General features: G+C 40.6%; 16 protein-coding genes and 4 tRNA genes. 14 read left to right on the top strand and 6 right to left on the bottom strand.

Features of this window, described 5'->3' with window-relative positions:
- Positions 1 to 12: 12 nt before the first annotated feature.
- The 4 genes from IMO47_RS01285 to IMO47_RS01270 all read left to right on the top strand — a co-directional run bounded on the left by IMO47_RS01285 (position 13) and on the right by IMO47_RS01270 (position 3,713).
- On the top strand, positions 13 to 678 hold the full coding sequence (locus IMO47_RS01285; protein ID WP_196076386.1) for a response regulator: 666 nt from the start codon (positions 13 to 15) through the stop codon (positions 676 to 678).
- Positions 675 to 2,075 carry an ATP-binding protein gene (locus IMO47_RS01280; protein ID WP_227552198.1) on the top strand — a complete coding sequence of 467 codons (1,401 nt, stop codon included), beginning with the start codon at positions 675 to 677 and terminating at the stop codon, positions 2,073 to 2,075. The genes IMO47_RS01285 and IMO47_RS01280 overlap by 4 nt, the downstream gene beginning before the upstream one ends.
- 225 nt (positions 2,076 to 2,300) lie before the next feature.
- Positions 2,301 to 2,810: a cytochrome b/b6 domain-containing protein gene (locus tag IMO47_RS01275; RefSeq protein WP_196076638.1), complete on the top strand. Its 510-nt coding sequence runs from the start codon at positions 2,301 to 2,303 to the stop codon at positions 2,808 to 2,810.
- Between the two features lie 18 nt (positions 2,811 to 2,828).
- A complete protein-coding gene (locus IMO47_RS01270; RefSeq protein WP_196076637.1) occupies positions 2,829 to 3,713 on the top strand; it encodes a cation diffusion facilitator family transporter in 885 nt (294 codons plus the stop codon).
- A gap of 355 nt (positions 3,714 to 4,068) precedes the next feature.
- Here IMO47_RS01270 and IMO47_RS01265 read toward each other — a convergent pair.
- The 6 genes from IMO47_RS01265 to IMO47_RS01240 all read right to left on the bottom strand — a co-directional run bounded on the left by IMO47_RS01265 (position 4,069) and on the right by IMO47_RS01240 (position 10,434).
- Positions 4,069 to 4,144: transfer RNA gene (locus IMO47_RS01265), tRNA-Lys, on the bottom strand.
- A gap of 170 nt (positions 4,145 to 4,314) precedes the next feature.
- Positions 4,315 to 4,390 (bottom strand) — tRNA-Lys (locus IMO47_RS01260).
- 90 nt (positions 4,391 to 4,480) lie between these two features.
- Positions 4,481 to 4,556, bottom strand: a tRNA-Lys gene (locus IMO47_RS01255).
- Between the two features lie 88 nt (positions 4,557 to 4,644).
- Positions 4,645 to 4,720: transfer RNA gene (locus IMO47_RS01250), tRNA-Lys, on the bottom strand.
- 130 nt (positions 4,721 to 4,850) lie between these two features.
- Entirely contained in the window at positions 4,851 to 6,692 is a 1,842-nt protein-coding gene (locus IMO47_RS01245) for a long-chain-acyl-CoA synthetase (protein ID WP_196076636.1), read from the bottom strand.
- A gap of 331 nt (positions 6,693 to 7,023) precedes the next feature.
- The gene (locus IMO47_RS01240) at positions 7,024 to 10,434 is read right to left on the bottom strand and encodes an Rne/Rng family ribonuclease (protein WP_196076635.1); all 3,411 of its coding nucleotides are present in this window, start codon (positions 10,432 to 10,434) and stop codon (positions 7,024 to 7,026) included.
- Between the two features lie 115 nt (positions 10,435 to 10,549).
- Between IMO47_RS01240 and IMO47_RS19830 the strand changes: the two genes are divergently transcribed.
- From IMO47_RS19830 to IMO47_RS01195, 10 genes are all read left to right on the top strand, one after another.
- Positions 10,550 to 10,681, top strand: coding sequence for a hypothetical protein (locus IMO47_RS19830; protein ID WP_265092640.1), 132 nt, complete (start codon positions 10,550 to 10,552; stop codon positions 10,679 to 10,681).
- Between the two features lie 522 nt (positions 10,682 to 11,203).
- Complete coding sequence (locus IMO47_RS01235) at positions 11,204 to 12,142, top strand: RluA family pseudouridine synthase (RefSeq protein WP_196076634.1); 939 nt, start codon at positions 11,204 to 11,206, stop codon at positions 12,140 to 12,142.
- A gap of 194 nt (positions 12,143 to 12,336) precedes the next feature.
- On the top strand, positions 12,337 to 13,005 hold the full coding sequence (locus IMO47_RS01230; protein WP_196076633.1) for an HAD-IA family hydrolase: 669 nt from the start codon (positions 12,337 to 12,339) through the stop codon (positions 13,003 to 13,005).
- 74 nt (positions 13,006 to 13,079) lie between these two features.
- Positions 13,080 to 13,781, top strand: a complete 702-nt coding sequence (locus IMO47_RS01225) for a YafY family protein (RefSeq protein WP_196076632.1) — start codon at positions 13,080 to 13,082, stop codon at positions 13,779 to 13,781.
- Between the two features lie 58 nt (positions 13,782 to 13,839).
- Positions 13,840 to 14,445 (top strand): glutathione S-transferase family protein, encoded by a 606-nt coding sequence (locus tag IMO47_RS01220; protein ID WP_196076631.1) that lies wholly within the window; start codon positions 13,840 to 13,842, stop codon positions 14,443 to 14,445.
- 350 nt (positions 14,446 to 14,795) lie between these two features.
- A complete protein-coding gene (locus IMO47_RS01215; RefSeq protein ID WP_196076630.1) occupies positions 14,796 to 15,599 on the top strand; it encodes a fumarylacetoacetate hydrolase family protein in 804 nt (267 codons plus the stop codon).
- Between the two features lie 33 nt (positions 15,600 to 15,632).
- A complete protein-coding gene (locus tag IMO47_RS01210) occupies positions 15,633 to 16,541 on the top strand; it encodes an acetaldehyde dehydrogenase (acetylating) (protein ID WP_196076629.1) in 909 nt (302 codons plus the stop codon).
- An 11-nt stretch (positions 16,542 to 16,552) separates the two neighbouring features.
- Positions 16,553 to 17,572 carry a 4-hydroxy-2-oxovalerate aldolase gene (dmpG, locus tag IMO47_RS01205; protein ID WP_196076628.1) on the top strand — a complete coding sequence of 340 codons (1,020 nt, stop codon included), beginning with the start codon at positions 16,553 to 16,555 and terminating at the stop codon, positions 17,570 to 17,572.
- A 480-nt stretch (positions 17,573 to 18,052) separates the two neighbouring features.
- Positions 18,053 to 19,345, top strand: a complete 1,293-nt coding sequence (locus tag IMO47_RS01200; RefSeq protein WP_196076627.1) for an OprD family outer membrane porin — start codon at positions 18,053 to 18,055, stop codon at positions 19,343 to 19,345.
- Positions 19,346 to 19,585: 240 nt separating this feature from the next.
- Positions 19,586 to 20,446 (top strand): alpha/beta hydrolase, encoded by an 861-nt coding sequence (locus tag IMO47_RS01195; protein ID WP_196076626.1) that lies wholly within the window; start codon positions 19,586 to 19,588, stop codon positions 20,444 to 20,446.
- Positions 20,447 to 20,559 lie beyond the last annotated feature (113 nt).

The raw sequence follows: 20,559 nt of genomic DNA, 5'->3' as shown, positions 1-20,559 counted from the left end.
AATAGGTCGAGTATGAGAATTTTATTGGTAGAAGATGACGCTTTATTAGCCAAAGCAACTGCACGTGGTTTGGATCAGGCTGGCTTTGTGGTCGATATCGCGGGTACGGCAGAGCAGGCATATCATTTTCTGGGCAGTTATCACTACCATTTTGTCTTACTCGACCTAGGCTTACCAGATCGTAATGGGATTGAGGTTTTAAAATCCCTACGCCGTAAAAAAAATATGGTCGGGATTATTATCCTTACCGCACAAGACCAAATCGAAGATCGTATTGCCGGTTTACAAGCGGGTGCCGATGATTTTGTGGTCAAACCTTATGACTTACATGAGGTGGTGGCACGTATTCAAGCGGTACTACGACGCATCTCTGGTGATGTTAGTGACCTGATCCAGATTGGTAATATTCAGATCAACAAGGCCAACAAACAAGTGTTTTTAGATGGTGTCGAGGTCGAATTGACCCATAAAGAATTTCACTTACTTGAATTACTTAGTCTTAATCGTGGTCGAGTGATTTCTCGTGAAAATATTGAAAATTCATTTTATGCCTACGATGCTGATGTCAGCAGTAATGTCATCCAAGTACATATTCATAACTTACGACGTAAATTGGGTAAAAATATTGTGCGTACCGTACAAGGTTTTGGTTACATCATGGATGAGTCCAGCCAATGAAAGATAAATCGACAGCAGACAAGCCAACAGCAGAAAAGCCAATCACCGAAAAGATCCGTAGTTATTCGTTAACACAACGGCTTTCCATGATATTACTGGTGATTACCACCAGTGTCTGGGCAGGGAGTTTGGGTTGTATTTATTGGGGCATGCAAAAAACTGCCAATAATATCTTCGATAAATCTCTGGCGGAAACAGCGCATGCCTTATTGTCTACTACCCTAAGCACGCTCAATGGTAAGGTGCCTGAACATACTGCGATTGAAAAGATCCAAGGTGAACACTATGACCAGATCGTGTTTCAGATTTGGCATGGTGATGGGCAATTGATTTATCGTTCGGTTGGCGTGACCACCAAGCCCTTGGTTCAACAAAGCAGTTTCGGATGGATCAATATGCATGGTAAGACCTATCGAAGCTATTCAGCTTGGGATAGTACCCATACCATTCAGGTGCAAATTGCACAAGTCTGGGCGATTCGCGAAGATATCCAAAAAGATATGCTGTTGTTTTTGATCTTGGTGTCAGCGGTATTTTTACCACTTTTGTTCTGGTTGATTATCCGTATCATCCGCAGCAATTTATCCGCGGTGTATAGCATTAGCCAAAACTTAGAAAAACAATCAATTGAACATTTAAGTCCTATCCATCCTGTAGTACCTAAAGAAATTGAACCGCTGGTCAGTTCATTAAATACATTATTGAGTGAGATTGCTGAGAGCATTCAAAGGGAAAAGCGCTTTACTTCCAATGCAGCACATGAATTGCGAACGCCACTTGCTGCAATTCGTATGCATGCTCAAATTTTACAAAGTGCACGTTCAGTTGAAGAGTTGCAAGAAGCTACTCAAGATATTATGAGGGGGGTAGATAAAGCCTCACGTATGATCGCTCAATTACTAACATTAGCTCGTCTTGAACCAAATGCAGTTCAGATTAAAACGCAGATAGATTTGGTCAATATTATTAATAGTACTGTGACGATGATGGATTTTCATTTCCATAAAGCCAAGATCGATTTGAAACTAGAATTAACTTCAGCACTAATTTTGGCACAATCTGATCAACTTGAGATCATGCTGAGAAATATATTAGAAAATGCCATTATTTATCGTAGTCAAACTCGTGCCCCTATTATTAAAATCACTTGTGGAATAGAAAATGGACAACCTTTTGTTGAGATTGAGGACAATGGCATTGGAGTGGATGACGAGCAGATACCTTTTATATTCCAGCGCTTTTATCGCATTAATCAAACCAGTGAAGTAATAGGAAGTGGGCTTGGTTTATCTATTGTTAAGCAAATTGTTGACTTATACTCTGGAGAAATAGAGATTTTTAAACCGAATAGTGAATATGGTATGGTAATTAAAATTAAATTTAGTTTATCTGTTTAGCTATTATTAGAAATAGTGACTAAATCTTTAATTGTAATACTTGTGAGCTTTTTTATATTTTTGTGGAAGAATAATGTGCAGAATTTTAATATTTATAAAGTTCATAAAAACTCTATAAAAATATAAAAAACTTCTATTATTAAATTTATCAAACTTAATAAGAATTTAAGATATTATTTATACGATTTTAGAAATATTTGAATTTTTTAAAATTTTGGTACAAGTATGAAAAACAAATATCCTTTTCCCATAATGATTATACATTGGCTGACCCTTCTCCTTGTTGCATTAGCTTATATTACTAGGGGAGATCCAACGGTACATTTAAAAAGTGGGGAACTTCATATTTTTGCTGGAATATCAGTATTCTTCTTATTTTTTATCAGAATTATAACGATTTATCTTTATAGAAAAGATCCTCCACTTAATAAAGTGATGAGTAAATATCAACAAACTTTATTTTTGATCGTCAAATACATGCTTTATTCATTGTTGTTTTTAATTCCTATGTTGGGTTGGTTAACTTTATCAGGATTAACCGAAAGTTATCAGTTATTTGGTATAAATTTACCTTTAATAAGTAACTTACGGGATGTGGAAATAATTGGTGAAACTCATGAATATCTTGGTAATTTTTTCATGGTACTTATAGGTTTACATGCTATAGCTGCCTTAATTCATCATTATGTACTTAAAGATAATATTCTGAAAAGTATGCTTTATTTTAAAAAATAAACCAAGAGTCTAAAGATTATGATTGAATCAAATATTGATTTTGAGTCGAGAGCAAAAGCTGCATCCAAATCAACATGGGTTAGTGTATGTGTTAATATCTTTCTGTCGATTGGACAGATATTGATTGGTATTTTTTCAAAATCACAAGGTCTAGTTGCAGATGGTATCCATACTTTAAGTGATTTAGTTGCAGATTTTATTGTATTGGTGGCGAACCGTCATAGTCAAAAAGCACCTGATGATACACACCCATATGGTTATCTTCGTTTTGAAAATGCAGCATCTTTTATACTCGGCTTAATTTTACTATTTGTTGGAATAGGAATGTTATGGACATCAATACATAAGATCCTTCATCCTGAACAAATCCCAAAAGTTCATAGTGTAGCGCTTTGGATTGCTATAGTCGCATTGATTTTTAAAGAATTATTATTTCGCTATATGCTCTCTATTGCCAAAAAAGTGAAATCAAGCTTATTGATTTCGAATGCATGGCATGCACGTTCGGATGCAGCCTCTTCCTTTGTTGTCGCGTTAGGGATTATTGGTAATCTTGTTGGCTATCCAATTCTTGACCCAATCGCAGCCTTAGTTGTTGGTTTGATGATTACAAAAATGGGATTTGAGTTTAGTTGGACAGCCTTACACGATTTGATGGATAAATCGGCGAACGAAGATGAAATAGCTGAGATCAGAGAAACTTTATTGAAGAAAGAAGGGATATTAGGTCTGCACCAATTGAGAACACGTAAAATGGGTGACATGACTATTGTCGATGTTCACTTAGAAGTTAGTGGTGAACAAAGTGTCAAAGAAGGCCACAGAATTGCAGTAGAGGCGAGAAATGAAGTGCTTAAAAATCACAATGTGATTGATATTGTTACTCACATTGACCCAATATAGGAAGGTATTGGAAAGAGAGATGAGAAAGGCAGAGAGCTTTCATAAGTTGGCTGCCTAGAATCTCCCAAGTAGAAGTCTCCTGTTAATTCAGCACACATCATTACTATGCCTGATTAGGTTATAGGAGACTTTAGGTCAAGATATTCTAGGTAGCTATCATATAGGTGAGTTTGAGTTCTTATCTGACCTTTTGAGGGAGTGTGATAGTGATATGGGCTTTATTGCTTTATGAAAAGAGTAGTGTGCTAAGTTCGATGATTGTAATAAAAATAAAATTAATGCTTACATAGTGCTTACACAGTAATATTTATAATGGATTTACTTTAGATATAAATTTTTAAGTTATTGATAAATATGGTGGGTTGTGTGGGGTTCGAACCCACGACCAATAGATTAAGAGTCTACTGCTCTGCCAACTGAGCTAACAACCCTGTATTTGTCTAAAACAAGTATATTTAGACATAACAACAAAAGATGAAGCAAAATTTTCAAGAACGGCGAAGCATCAAAAAAAGATGATGTTTGGTCTAGGTCGGAACATTTGCAGGTTTCGTTTCTAGTATAGTCCCAAAGGAGTACGGAAAGAAGCCCTAAGAAAGAATGGTGGGTCGTCCGCGATTCGAACGCGGGACCAACGGATTAAAAGTCCGCTGCTCTACCAGCTGAGCTAACGACCCTGAGTCAGGATGTATAAAGTATAACTTTATCCGAATCAATGAAAATCTAAATTTTCACTCGGTATCCATGTTCAGATTGAAACATAAAGATGGTGGGTCGTCCGCGATTCGAACGCGGGACCAACGGATTAAAAGTCCGCTGCTCTACCAGCTGAGCTAACGACCCTGAGTTAGGATGTAAAGTGAAACTTTACTTAAAGCGATATGAAAACCAGTAATTTTCATTCGTTATCCATACAGGTCAAAACAATAAGTGGTGGGTCGTCCGCGATTCGAACGCGGGACCAACGGATTAAAAGTCCGCTGCTCTACCAGCTGAGCTAACGACCCTTTTGTTTTGATGGAGCGTATTTTAGCAAGATATTGATAGAGCGCAAGTAAAAATTAAGAAAGTTTGCAGCGTTCGGTTATAAATAACACAAAATCAATTAAAAAAGCCCTGAAAACAGGGCTTTTATTTCTAGAAACGGTATTTATAAGCTTCAATATTGGCGTAAACCTCTGGGGTAACATCACAATATGCTGTCGCACTTGGCAAAAGTACCAGCAAGCGATCAGAGGTTTTTTCAGGATTAAAAGCCTGTTCTTTCAGTTTGTTCTTCTGATATTTAAATGTTCCTGTCGTTTCTACAATCTCTTGAATACGTAAAAAAACTGGAACAGCATAAGCGGGAAGGTTCTTTTTAAAATCAGCAACCATCTGGCTCAAATCTTGTTCTGTCAGTTGTTCACCTTCATGTAAGGTAATTGCCGCCATACCTGCACGACCATTGGTATTGGGAATTTCAACGCCGTAAACCACTGCTTCTGTAATCTTAGGATAGTCACTACAGATATTCTCAACTTCAGTGGTAGATACATTTTCACCTTTCCAACGGAAAGTATCTCCCAGACGATCAACAAACTGAGCATGACGGAAACCGATATCACGGACCAAATCGCCAGTGATAAAATAAGCATCGCCTTGTTTAAAGACATCCTTCATGATCACGGATTTGTTCTTTTCTGGGTCTGTATAGCCATCAAAAGGAGAACGTTTGGTAATTTTACCGATCAATAAGCCCACTTCGCCTTTTTTGACTTTTCGGCAGTAGCCATCTGCATCACGTACTGCTTCATTACTTTCTTTATCAAACTGTACAATGGCATAGGGAGTAGGGGAAAAACCAACAGTGTTATCAAAGTTGAAGATATTGCTGAAACCCACATTGCCTTCACTTGAGGCGTACAATTCAAGTATTTCTTCAATCCCAAAGCGCTGTTTAAACTTGTTCCAGATATTTGGACGCATGCCATTACCGATCATTTTGGTGACTCGGTGTGAATGATCAAGTTCGGATGGTGCTGCATCCATGAGATAGCGACAGAGTTCTCCCACGTATCCAATTGCAGAAGCGTTGAACTTTTTAACATCTGACCAAAATGCAGAGGTTGAAAATTTACGGCGGATAGCCAAAGCCGAGCCACCTGCAATGACACCGCACCAACACACCACCATACCTGTTGCATGATAAAGCGGTAAAGTACAGTACATTACGTCATCTTCACCTAAATTTAAGATGTGACCATATGTCCCATAGGCAAGCGTCCAACGACTATTGGTAAATACAACAGCTTTAGGCAACCCCGTTGTTCCTGAGGTATAGATGTAAAATAGTCCATCTTTGCCTTTAACATTGTGGGTTGTTGCAGGATTGAATTTAGGAAATGCATCAATTTTTTGTGCAAGATTGATATAGCCTTGCGGTGCGTTACCAGATTCTTTCAGGGTATCTTGATCTGCAAACCAGTGCAGGCGATCTGAAGCGATATTTAAATCTTGACGAACTTCATCCACAGCAGCACGACATTCCTCTCCAACCACAATTGCCACGGGATTAACGAGGTTGACACTGTGTGTGAGTACTTTGCCTGTTTGTGAGGTATTTACAAGTGCGGAGGTCACACCAATTTTTGCTAAAGCAATCACTGTCGCAATCAACTCTGGACGATTTTCGATCATCACGGTGATCACATCGCCTTTTTTTATACCAAGAGAAAGATAGAAATGCGCAATTTGATTTGCCCAAGCATTCAGCTCTTTATAGCTGTAGCGTTGATTTTCAAATAATAACGCATCTCCATATGGATTACGCTTGACCGCTCGTTCAAAAGCTAGACCTAGCCCGGCAGGGGTATTGGGCGTTCTGATATAAGCTTGTTTAAGTCCAGTCAGGATATTTGGAAGCTTATTGATGAGCTGTGGTAAGCGCTCGGCTACATCAGCAAATCCGATGAGATCGGTCTGTGTTGTTTGACTCATATCAATCCTATTTTTTTTTCGTAATCCAATACAATTTCTTAGCGTGTCATTGAGCTGCATAAGGTACGTATCAAATTTCATGTCATGTCTGTGTTGAAGTAAACATGTATAAATGATCAGTAGATACTATTTTCAGTTCCAGATCCAAGCATCAGAGCGGAAATAAAAATCACCTTATCGTTTAGACATTTGTCTTTTTAATCGTTTAAGACTAGTGCAATCAACCTAATCTGACAAATGTCTTTAAAATCTATTCAAAATAGCAAAAAAACCTAGCCATCGAAATGACTAGGTTTTCTTTAATCGCTACATTTTAAGCAAATTTACTTGATTACTCAGCAGCTGGCGGTGTCGCTTTTTTAGGTGGACGTCCACGAGGGCGACGAGGGCGGGCAGGCTTATCTTCTGTCGCAGCAACGTCTGCCTTGGATGTTGCTGTCTCATCAGAAGCTGCTGCTGTATCTAAAGCCAAAGCTTGCTGTGCTTTTTGCGCTTTTTCCGTTGCAGCTGTTGCGCTTTTTGACGGTTTCGCCGCTACTGTTTCAGTTGCTGTAGTTGATTTAGCAGCAACAGGTGCCACTGTGGTTTCCACAGTGTTTTCTGTCTGTGCTTTTTCTTCAACAGTTTCCGGTGCAGAAACCTCTCCAGTTGCTGTCTCTTCAGCTTTAGCTTCCGCTGGCGCTGCAGGTTTTGCTTGTTCTTGATTTTGCTCAAGTTCAGCTTGATGTGCTTGCTTTGCCTGCACCGCAGCTTGTTTGGCTAAACGACGACGTTCGCGAGGATCATTTGCTACACGGCGGTCATTTTCAGGTTTTGGCGGTGTTAAATCTAACACTTCTGCGGGTTGTGCTTCTGGCGCTGCTTTTGTAACAGCAACATCACGTGTCACAGGTTGTTTCGCTGGTTCAACAGTTTCTTGAACTGTTAAGGTTGCAGAATACTCTTCTGTGAATTTAAGCAACGCACGATTGAATGTTGGAATTAAACCAAATTGTTCAATCAGTACCGCGCAATCATCACCATAGACATGGCGAATCAAAGAACCCACAGAGTACTGATTTAACATCGGTACTTGAGAAGGTCTGATCTTAGGTGCGGCAGCTTTTGCTTGTGCTGCTTCACGCTGTTGACGGCGTTTTTGACGAGGATCATTGCTCGCACGTTGAACAGGCTGCTGTACTTCAGTTGTCTCCACGCTGAGTTGTGGCTCAGCCTGTACGCTCTGATTTTCTTCAGCAGGTATAGCCACAGGTTGAGTTTCAGCAGAGCGAGGTGCTTTTGCTACGGTTTCGCCTTTTTCATGACGATCATGTTTCTTCGCTTTCGCAGGTACTGTGGCTTGTTGCGGTGTCAATGCAACAATTTCACTTTGGGCCTGATCCAGATTAACCACCAATGCAGTGGTCATCGATGCATGTTGAGGTGCATCAATAACTTCAACTTTGGGTTGTTTGTCTTGCGGTTGAGCTAACTCTACAGACGCGTTGTGAGATGCAGCTTGTTGCTCATCATTAAATACGCTGTTGTCGCGGTGACGATTCGGACGATTTGGACGCTGTTGATGATTGCGATCACGGCGCGGAACAGCCTGTTCATTATTTGCCTCTGCATGTTGATCATGCTGTGGGCGTTGCTGCTTTTGTTGACGGCGTTGATCACGTTGCTCCTGACGCTGTTCTTGGCGTTGCTCTTGACGAGTCACCTGAACCACTTCTTCGATCACTTGATGTTGATCATTCGCCTGTTCACGAGACTCTTTGTGCTTGTTGCGATTTTTGTTTTTATTATTACGTTGAGATTTTTCTTCTTTCTCAACATGCTTTTCATATTCACGCGGTTCTGATTTTTGAACTGGTGTATGTGAAAGATAAGCATTGGTTTCAGGAACAATCTGAGCTTCAATTGCTGCTGTTGAAGCATGCTGATTGATCTGACCAAACTGACCACGGCTGACAGCACCGCCATTAATCATTTGTTCAATCGCTGCTGCTGCATTGTTTGCAGTACGTGATTGGTCAATGGTTGCGGCTTGTTTTTGTACAAACAAGTTTTCTAACCATGCGCACGGACTTGATGATGTTTGAGCAATTTGTGCCTGAACCGCTTTTTGAGCTTGAGCAGGTTGCTGCTTTCTATTTTGTTTATTGTTTTGGGCTTGGGCAGGTGCAGTATTTTGCTGAGTCTGTTCTTCTTCCAAATGCCATTCAGAAGATTGATAACCCAGTTCTTTTTCACTTGAACGTGTTGCTTCTGTACGCTCATAGCTTGTTGGCGCAAAACCTTCCGGATTATATGAAATTTCGTAATGCGGTGTTTCTAAATGCGGGTGAGGGAGTACAGTCACGCGCACATTTGAGGTCTGCTCTAAGTAAACTAGGCTGTGACGTTTCTCATTCAACAAGAATGCCGCGATTTCAACAGGAACTTCAACTTGAACTTCACCATGACGTTCACGAAGCGCGATTTCTTCAACCTTACGCATGATTGAAAGAGAAAGTGAACGTAAGTCGCGAACCATACCTGTACCATGACAGCGCGGGCATACATAACCTGTTGCTTCTTCCAGTGATGGGCGTAAACGCTGGCGGCTCATTTCCATTAAACCAAAACGTGACAATTGACCAAACTGGATACGTGCACGATCACTTTGTGTTGCTTCACGAAGTTTGGCTTCGACCATACGTTGGTTACGTTCTTTGGTCATATCGATAAAGTCGATCACAACCAAACCGCCGATATCACGTAAACGTAATTGGCGAGCAATTTCTTCTGCAGCTTCTAAGTTGGTGCTTAACGCAGTTTCTTCTACGTCGTGACCACGCGTTGATTTTGCTGAGTTGATATCAATTGAAACCAAAGCTTCAGTTTGGTCAATGACAATCGAACCACCTGAAGGAAGCTTGACTTCACGTTCATAAGCCGTTTGAATTTGGCTTTCAATACCAAAGTGAGCAAACAATGGTTCATTTAAGGTATAGGTTTTGAGTTTATCCAATTGATTTGGCATCACCGCTTTAACAAAGTTGTAGGCTTCGTTATATGCTTGCTCTGAATCAATTAAAATTTCTGCTACATCATCACGTAAGTAATCACGAATGGCACGGGTAACCACACCTGCTTCTTGATGGACAAGCATTGGTGATGGACCTGAGTTGGCCGAGTTTTGGATTTGAGCCCAAAGATCCAATAAATGCTGCAGGTCGAGTTGCAGTTCTTCTTGTGAACGACCAATCCCCGCGGTACGAACAATGACACTCATGCCACGTGGTGTGTTTAATGAAGCCAACATCTCTTTCAATTCTTCACGAACTGATCCAGAAATTTGACGACTGATACCGCCACCTTTTGGATTGTTTGGCATAAGCACCAAATAACGACCCGCCAGAGAAATATAAGTTGAAAGTGCGGCACCTTTATTGCCACGTTCTTCTTTTTCAACTTGCACTAAAAGTTCAGTGCCTTCTGTAATCAACTCACGGATATTTGAAGTTTGGCGAGGATCTGCTTTGTAGTAACTATTTGCAATTTCGCGCATCGACAGGAAACCTTGACGACCTGCACCATATTCTACAAATACAGCTTCTAAAGAGGGTTCTACGCGAGTGACATGCCCTTTATAAATATTGGCTTTCTTTTGCTCACGGGTACGATTTTCTAAGTCGAAATCATAAAGACGGTGACCAGTGATGAGTGCAACGCGAACTTCTTCTGCATGTGTTGCATTAATCAACATACGTTTCATGGGTGTAACACCTAATAGTGATTCACACCAACAACTCGCTATCTGTTTAAGTGAAGCGAACATCTGAATATTGGATCAAAACTCAAACCATCAGTACATCTATATGATTTCAGTAATGAACCCACTTGTTTTGAGCAAGCTTGGGCTTTTGATACCTGTATTGATGCTGCAATACTTCTTTAATCTTTGCACAATTAAAGTTTTTGAGGCTTTCACTGGTACTGAAAGTGGTGCATTGGATGACTGATTTGTTTCGTCTTTCACTGTCACATTGCTCGAAGAGCATCTCAACTTTGGTGAGAGCGTCTTGATACGGAATGATCATCGTATCTTTACAAATTGTGCAGTTCCAATGCCTCAAACACTTATGTCCTGAAAAACACTCTAAAGCGACTTGTCTGATGTGTATCAGTTTATGTTTAAAAACCAACGTCTGGGTTGGCGACATATATTTTTAAACAAACCGATTTCTGTACTTAAAGTACAATTAAACGCAACAGTTTGTCTTTTTGCCGATATAATAAAGCCTTCGGCGTCGGCATATTCTTTTGGGACCTTTCCGTATCTGTCGTGAAGTTTACCTTTTATATTCCATTTTCAATGGGTGAAAGGAACATAATAAACTTCACTTACGGTGGTATCCGTGCGCTGACTATAGCAAACCTTGAATCATCTGCCTATGGGCTATACACTTATTTTGTATGAAATGTATAGTCTAAATGATCAGTTTTTAATCAAATTTTAGTTTTTTATTGGATCACGTAACTGTATGAATTCTACGCAACAATGGCAAAGTGTCACTTGGTTTGAAGTGGACGAACATCAAGAAGGTCAACGCATAGATAATTTCTTGTTTACGCGTCTTAAAGGTGTGCCAAAAAGTCGGATCTATCGCTTAATTCGTGAAGGACAGGTACGCGTCAATAAAAAACGCATCAAGGCTGAAACCAAGTTGGCTATTGGTGATCAAATCCGTGTTGCACCTATTCGATTTGAACAGAAAGACGAAACCGATGCTCCAGTGTCTGATAAAGTCGCCCAGAGTTTACTCAGCCGAGTGATTTATGAAGATGAAGGGCTGATGGTGGTCAATAAGCCCTCTGGAATTGCTGTACATGGCGGGAGTGGCGTCGCATATGGCTTGATCGAAGGCTTGCGTGCAGCAACAGGCAAAAAATATTTAGAGCTGATTCACCGTATTGACCGTGATACTTCAGGCTTGGTGATGGTGAGTAAAAAACGCAGTACTTTGAAAACGCTGCAAGATTTATTACGTGAACATAAAATCCAAAAAACTTATGCCGCAATCGTGAAAGGGCAGGTCAGTCTTGACCGTCAGCTTATTGACCAACCATTGTTGCGTTATGAGTTATCCAATGGTGAACGCCGCGTACGTGTGTCAAAAGAAGGTAAAGAATCCAAGACGCAATGGAATGTCGCTGAACGTTTTATGCATGCCACCTTGGTCTATGCTTCGCCGCTTTCAGGACGTACCCATCAGATTCGTGTGCATGGTTTAAGTATCGGTCATCCTTTGGTTGGGGATGAAAAATATGGTCATGAAACAGAATATCGGGGACCGAATCCGCGTCGATTGTGTTTACATGCCATGCGTTTGGAAATCCCGGGCTATCCTGTGATTGAAGCACCTTTACCGGAAGATATGCAAAGTTTGGTGGCGCAATTAAGAGCACAAAAGAAAGACTAGTTGAACCCTGTTCTTTCACTTTTTAACATGTGGAGATCTGATGGTCGAAATTTCCACATGTTTGGCATGAGTGATGACGTTAACAAGCAAGGATGAAAATAAATCAATATCACCTCTCATGGTCTGTGATACGGTAATCTCTATCGGGGAGACTTAAAACCCCGAATCAACGCAACACATATTGGAAGTAATTCATGCAAAAGCCTGTAGAACTGATTGTCTTTGACTGGGATGGAACATTATTTGATTCAGTTGGGCAAATTGTTGAAAGTTTAATGTTTGCTGCGAAAGTTTATGATCAGCCCTTAACACCTGAGGCGGCTAAAAGCATTATTGGTTTAGGCTTGCCTGAAGTGGCTCAAGTGCTGTTTCCTCAAGTTCCAGCCTTACATGAAGATATTTTGAAGTGCTATGGCGATCATTATGTTGAACACTCTAAAGATGATCAGTGGTTCGCTGGTGTTTCCGAGATGCTGTACGATTTAAAAAATCAGAATATCAAATTGGCTGTGGCAACAGGAAAAAGCCGTCGTGGTCTGGATCGGGTCTTGGCTCAAACACAAAGCCTTGAATTATTTGAAGTCACACGTGCAGCCAATGAGACTAAATCTAAACCAGATCCTTTGATGTTGACTGAAATTTTAAATTACACGGGGATTCATGCTGAGCAAGCGATTATGGTGGGAGATACCTCATATGATTTGGAAATGGCACAAAGAATTGCGATGCCGCGTGTGGGCGTGAGTTATGGCGTACATCGCATTGATGTGCTCAAGGCATTTAATCCATTGATGATTGCCAACAATGTGACAGTTTTACATGAATTTTTAAAGACACAAATCAATACTTCAGAGGTTGCTTAGCTGGCGATATACGTTGTTTGCTTTTGGCAAACAACGTCAGCTTATTTAAAACGTATATAACAAGAAAATTTCCTATGAGCCGTTCTATTCGATTATTGACACTGTTACAGCTTTTACGTGAACAGCGTTACCCGATTACTGCACAACACTTGTCCACACATCTAGATATTAGCGTAAGAAGTGTGTATCGGGATATTGAGAGTTTACGAGATCAAGGGGTTCATATCGAGGGCAGTGCCGGATTAGGATTTCAGCTCAAGGAAAACTTTTTGCTTCCTCCGATGAGTCTGGATGAAACAGAGATTGAAGCCGTGTTTTTGGCCTTGCATTGGTTAAAATCCGTTCCTGATCCCGCATTAAAAAATGCCTCACACTCGGTTTTAACTAAACTCAATGCAGTACTGCCGAAAAATAAACAAGAATTGATGAATGAAACCATGTTGCGTTCAGTGAGCTATTGGCTTGAAGTCGATGAGAAAATTGTTGAACAGGTACGCTTGGCAATCCGATATCAGGTCAAAATTGAAGTGAACTATCTCGATGAAAAACACAATATTTCTACGCGAGTAGTCTGGCCATTTGTGTTGGGATATTTTAACGACAAAATGTTGTTGGCTGCATGGTGTGAGTTACGGGAAGATTTTCGTAATTTTCGTTTAGACCGCATACAGGAAATGAAAGTGACTGACACTATTTATCCTGAGTTTAAGCGCCATCTTTTTCACGCTTGGTGGCAAAAAGAATTACAAAAGCAATCAATGATGAAAAGCTCCTGACAAAAACTGACAATGCCCACGCTTATATTACAAGAACCACAATAAAGGAATGGAAAAAATGGGCTTAAAACTATATAGCAACGCACAGTCTAGAGGTCTTGTTGTTGAGTGGCTATTGATAGAACTCGGTGCTGAATTTGAAAAAATTGAGTTGGCTTTTCATACTGAGATGAAATCAGAATCTTATCTGAAAATTAATCCATTTGGCAAAGTACCTACTTTGGTTGATGGAGATGTCGTGATTTATGAAATGGCTGCAATTTGTGCTTATTTGGCAGATAAATTTTTTGATCAAGGACTTGCGCCTGCATTGGATGATCCGAAGCGTGGTTTATATTTCCGTTGGTTGTTTTTTGCTGCTGGCCCGTGGGATGCAGCGAATACCGATCGCGCATTCAACATTGAGATCGGCGATGAACAAAAAATGCATATTGGCTATGGAAATTTTCAGGACACTTATACGGCTTTAATTCAAGGCTTGGAACAGGCTCAGCCTTATTTGTGTGGTGAGCAATTTACCGCGGCAGATGTCTTTGTCGGTTCCATGTTGTTTTGGCAATTGAAAATGGCGTTGATTGAAAGTCACCCTGTCATTGAACAATATATTGATACAATCAAAAATCGGAAAAACTTGAGAAACCCGCAAGCGCTTTTTGTGGATTGATGCTTACAAGAGCCAAACTCAGTGTGGAATCATGCTGGGTTTGCTGCTTTTATCTTTGATTTACAGGAGAGTAATCTGATCGTCATGATCTTAAATTTAAAAAAAAAGAAGAAACATTTATAGGTTGTAGCTATTGTCATAAATAAAATAAGTATTGGCATCGCAATGCCATTTTCCCTGATGCTTAAACTGTTTAAAAAAGTACACGTTTTAAAAAGAGTAGTGACCAGATGCAGTAAAACTGCACCGATTGATCTGGCTCATTAAAAGCACAATCTCCAATTGATTGGATGTGAGATTTAGTCCTCTAAAACGGTATGAAGTCCAATTTTGCAGTTTAAGGAAACATGATGTCGAACGCTGTTGAAACATGCATTGAATCTGTTGCTTTGGCTTTAAGAGAAGCGGAGTTGCTCAAGGTAGCAATTGCACCCGTGCTTCCTCAATTAGGTGACCAAAGTGCTGATGTCGATATTGCATACGCTGTACAGGAAGTAAATACACAACGGGCACTCAAAGAAGGACGCCGTTTGGTGGGACGGAAGATAGGCTTGACCTCAAAAGTTGTGCAGGCTCAATTAGGTGTAGATCAACCTGATTTTGGAATGCTATTTGCGGATATGGCATATGGTGATGGTGAGGCTATTCCTGCCGGTCGTTTGATCCAACCCAAGGTTGAAGCTGAAATCGCCTTGATTATTGATCGAGATCTGACTCAAGAAAAACATACCTATGCAGATATTATCAGTGCAACACGATATGCCTTACCTGCGATTGAAGTGGTTGATAGCCGAATCGAAAATTGGAAAATCTCATTAATCGATACTGTCGCAGACAATGCCTCTTCTGCCGCTTATGTTTTAGGTTCACGCCCCGTTCCACTCGATAATTTAGATTTAGTCAACTGCAAAATGACCATGACACGGGCGGATGAAGTCGTGTCTCAAGGACAAGGCAAAGCCTGTTTAGCCAATCCACTGAATGCAGCAGTCTGGCTTGCGGATGAAATGGTTCGCCGTGGGCGTCCATTATTGGCTGGAGACATTATTTTAACGGGTGCATTGGGTCCGATGGTGGTTGCCCACCCGGGTGATGAGTTCCATGTTGAAATTGAAGGCTTTGGTGCAGTCACTGCCGTTTTCGCTGCTGAATAAAGTGCTTAAGCGCGTTTTAAAGAGAATGAGTGTATGAAAAAGATTAAATGTGCATTGATTGGTCCGGGCAATATCGGTACGGATCTGCTTTATAAATTACAGCGTAGTGAATTTCTAGAGCCTGTATGGATGGTGGGAATTGATCCTGCATCAGAGGGTTTAGCACGTGCTGCAAAAATGGGCATAAAAACCACCGCAGAAGGAGTGGATGGATTACTGCCTCATGTGATTGATGATGAGATTAAAATTGCTTTTGATGCGACTTCCGCCTATGTACATGCGGAAAATAGCCGTAAGTTAAATGAACTTGGGGTGTTGATGATTGACTTGACTCCAGCGGCAATCGGTCCTTTCTGTGTGCCACCTGTCAATCTTGACGTGTTGTTAGATGCTGGCGCGGTACCCAATGTCAATATGGTGACGTGTGGTGGTCAGGCAACAATTCCGATGGTGGCTGCAATTTCACGTGTGCAGCCCGTTCAGTACGGTGAAATCATTGCTACAGTTTCTACCAAATCTGTAGGACCAGGAACACGTAAAAATATTGACGAGTTTACCCGAACCACAGCAGGCGCAATTGAAAAAGTAGGTGGCGCTCAAGCAGGCAAAGCGATCATAATCATCAATCCTGCTGAACCTCCATTGATGATGCGGGATACGGTTCACTGTTTGGTTGAGGGCGAGCCAGATCAGGCAGCAATTACCGCATCTGTACATGCAATGATCAAGGACGTACAAAAGTATGTGCCTGGTTATACTTTAGTCAATGGTCCTGTCTTTGATGGTCAGCGTGTATCTATATTCTTGGAGGTTCAAGGTTTGGGAGATTACCTGCCTAAGTATGCAGGTAACTTGGATATCATGACGGCAGCAGCTGCGCGTACAGCAGAAATGTTTGCAGAACGAATTCTTGCAAAAAATACCCCTACCCTCGAAGCATAAGGAGTGCAACCATGTCTAAGTTGATGATTCACGATATGACCCTACGTGATGGTATGCATCCAATGCGCCATCAAACCTCGATTGAACAAATGATTGCCATATCAACCGCATTGGATGAGGCAGGTGTACCTTTAATTGAGGTAACCCATGGCGATGGTTTGGGAGGTAATTCAGTGAATTATGGCTTTGCAGCAGCAACTGATGAAGCCTATTTGAAAGCTGTGATTCCACAGTTAAAACAAGCAAAAGTTTCAGCACTTTTACTTCCCGGGATCGGTACTGTTGATCATTTAAAAATGGCACATGATGTTGGTGTTTCTACAATCCGTGTGGCAACCCATTCCACAGAAGCTGATGTATCAGAGCAACATATAACCGCGGCACGTAAATTAGGCTTGGATACGGTTGGCTTTCTGATGATGGCACACATGGCATCTCCAGAGAAACTGCTCGAAGAAGCGCAAAAAATGGTGTCTTATGGTGCAAATTGTATTTATGTGACTGACTCTGCTGGTTATATGCTGCCTCAAGATGTCACAGATCGAGTAGGGCTTTTGCGTGCCAACTTAGCTGCTGAAATCGAACTGGGCTTTCATGGTCATCATAACTTAGGCATGGGGGTTGCCAATACAGTCGCCGCAGTAGATGCTGGCGCAATCCGTGTAGATTTGGCTGCAGCAGGTTTAGGCGCTGGTGCTGGAAATACGCCACTGGAGTTATTTGTGGCTGTTGCCAATCGTATGGGGCTGGAGACAGGTGTAGATTTATTTAAAGTACAGGATATTGCTGAAGAGTTGGTTATTCCGATGATGCTTCAGCCGATTCGTGCAGATCGTGACGCAGCTACTTTAGGATATGCAGGGGTATATTCATCGTTCTTGTTATTTGCAAAACGTGCTGAAGCAAAATATGGCGTGTCGGCTCGAGAAATCTTATTGGAACTCGGTCGCCGTGGTACAGTCGGTGGTCAAGAAGATATGATCGAAGATTTGGCATTAACCATGTCAAAAGCAAAACATGCCAGTGCATAAGCCTCTTTGGACAATAAAAAACGCCCAGATCGGGCGTTTTTTATTGTCAATCATCAGCAAAACTTTTTGATGATGTAGTGAAAGGAATAAAACATCAAAATAATGCTTGTCTGACTGGATTGGTTTGCTGTTTTAAATATCGTTTATTTATTTAATATAAACGCTATTTCTTATAAATAAGTAGATGAAAACCAGTATTTTAAAATTCGTGTTAAACATAAAAACACTAATGAATTTTATATTTTAAGAATATGTCTGGATTTTAACGATAAATGAAAGATTATTTTTAGTTTAAAATCATTAAATGCAATATGGTCTTTAGCTGGCTTATTGCTAAAAAGTATTAAAAAAAGTGCCTGAAAATAATTAAACCCGCAACTGATGATTAAATGTCGAATTCATCATACTGTAGTCTGATTTTTTCCATACATGGAGTTGCGCAAGATGGCGGAATGAATTTTGTTTGAATGGAAAACAATCATGCGTCGTCAATCATTATGGATAGCAATATGTACTGTAACAACAGTATTAGGGACGTCTGTAGCTTATGCAGACTTTATTGATGATCGTCAAGTTCAGCTTAAATTTCGAAATTTCTTTTTGGATCGTCAATTAGATCAGCCCAATAGCAGCAAACCACAGGACTTTGGCAGTTGGTCGCAAGCAGTCACACTTGATGCTAAATCGGGTTATGCAGAGCTGGGTCCTTTAAAAGTTGGGGTTGATGTTTTAGCCCAATATGCACTCCGTTTGAGTGGAGATCGAGGTGATAACGATTATGTCATGCCGTTTGATTACCATGATAGGCATCAAGCACGCGATAATGCTAAGTTTGGGGCAACACTGAAAGCCAAAATCAGCCAAACTGAATTAAAGATAGGTGAAATCCTGCCCGTGTCTCCTGTTGTACATTTTGATCCATCCCGTCAGTTACTCACCACATTTGAAGGGGCTTGGTTGGAATCAAAAGAACTTAAAGATAGCAAACTCACCTTAGCCTATTTAAATGGTGTCAATGCACGCTATGAAAATCAGGTGCATGACTTTGGTTTATGGCCAAATGAGTTGAACACCGATCAAGGCAAAGTGCATTCGGGTACAAGTAAAGGAATGTGGATTGCAGGGATTGATTATCAATTTCGCCCTGATCTCACTGCGAGTTATTTCTATGCTGATGTTGAGAATATTTATCGCCAGCATTATCTCGGCATTGCTGTAAATAAACAGATCAATGAACAGCATAAACTTGCAGCACATGTCCGCTATTTTGATCACCAGGACTCAGGGGATGCGATTTATGGTGCAATCGATAATCAGGCACTTTCACTCAAAGGCGCTTGGACATTTGATCAGCACAGTGTTGATGTCGGCTATCAACAAATCTTTGGCGAGACGGGCAATGTGAATGCAATGTTTCCGACCCTTTCCGGCTGGGTGCCACAACCTTATTTGGTCAATTGGTCAGTTGCCAGTTTTATCCGCAAAGATGAACGTTCTTGGAGTCTCGGGTATACCTATGATTTTAAAGACACCATTGCTCAAGGTTTAACTGTGACTGCTCGCCACTATGATGGTTCAAACATTAAAAATAACAATGGAACCCGGGGCAAAGAGCAGGAAGATAATCTTATTGTAAATTATGTAATTCCTGAGGGAAAACTGAAAGGTCTGGGTTTTCAATGGATGTACATCAATGTGAATTATGCCAATGTTCCTGGATTTGTCGATTTGCAGGAGCATCGTGTAGCAACCAGTTATAGCTATCGTTTTTAATGATCTCCAATGTAAAGGAGGGTTGCATAAGTAGCACTCCTTTAACTTGGTATAATTTAAATAAATTTTTTAAAAACAAATGTTTAAATTATCGTTTTTTTGTTGATTGTCATCGTTATTAAGTATCAATTTTAGCTTCATAGACAGGTAAGATTAAGTTTTAGAGCAAACTTTTGAATCTGTATAGATGCGTTTTTAGATGGATTCAGCCCATAGATCAGGTTGTATGAGGAAGTAGTGATGAGCACTGTACAAATCCCGAATTATCAAACAGATACTTTTTTTGGTTTAGAGGATAAATGGATTGAAACAGCCGATGGTGAATTAACTCACTATCACGAAGTGGGTAAGGGTACACCGATACTTTTTTTACATGGTTCAGGTACAGGTGTTTCAGCCGCAGCCAATTGGTGGTTGAACCTTCCTCAGATTGGTGAACAGGCACGTTGTATTGCCATTGATTCCATTGGATACGGACAGACCGTTGTTGCGCCCAATACAGCTTATGGTATTCGCGCTTGGGTAGATCATGCGATACGTACTCTAGATGCATTGGGCATTGAAAAAACATGGTTGGTTGGAAACTCTTTAGGGGGATGGTTGGCTTTTCAAATGGTCTTGGATTATCCAGAACGTGTGCTTGGAATTGTTTCAATGGGGACGGGTGGAGCTCAACAAACTGCCGCATTGAAGGCCCATGCCAATCCAGTTCTGAGTGAAGAAGGGATCAAAAATACGTTGTCGATGTTTGTGGTGGATAAATCATTAATCACTGATGAATTGGTAAAGGTTCGTTTTGAAGCAGCAAAAAATGATTATGCTTCTGCTCGCTTAATGGATGTGGTGGCTGCACGTGACCGTGATCGTTTTGAATTTCCTTTGGACTTTGAAAAAATGAAAGACATTACTGTGCCTGTGTTATTGATACATGGAGTACAGGATGTGGTGATTCCAGTATCACGTTCCTGGGATATTTTAAACACGGTTCCCCATGCAGATGCGCACATTTTTAGTCAGTGTGGACATTGGTCACAAGTTGAAAAAGCAGAAGAGTTCAATACAGTCATTAAAGATTATTTGGCTGCACGCGGCATCAAGTAATTTGACCAATTGTAGTATTTAATCCACAGTTATTGTATTTGCCTAAAAAAATGTAAAGTGTGATTTTCTTAAAACGCCTGATGACATACATCAGGCGTTTTATGTGGAAATGC

Origin of the sequence: Acinetobacter sp. Res13-Abat-PEC15-P4-01, assembly GCF_015676285.1 — a bacterium.
GTDB lineage: Bacteria > Pseudomonadota > Gammaproteobacteria > Pseudomonadales > Moraxellaceae > Acinetobacter > Acinetobacter nematophilus.
The sequence above is the reverse complement of the archived record's forward strand: the minus strand, read 5'-3'. Positions and strand labels throughout refer to the sequence as shown.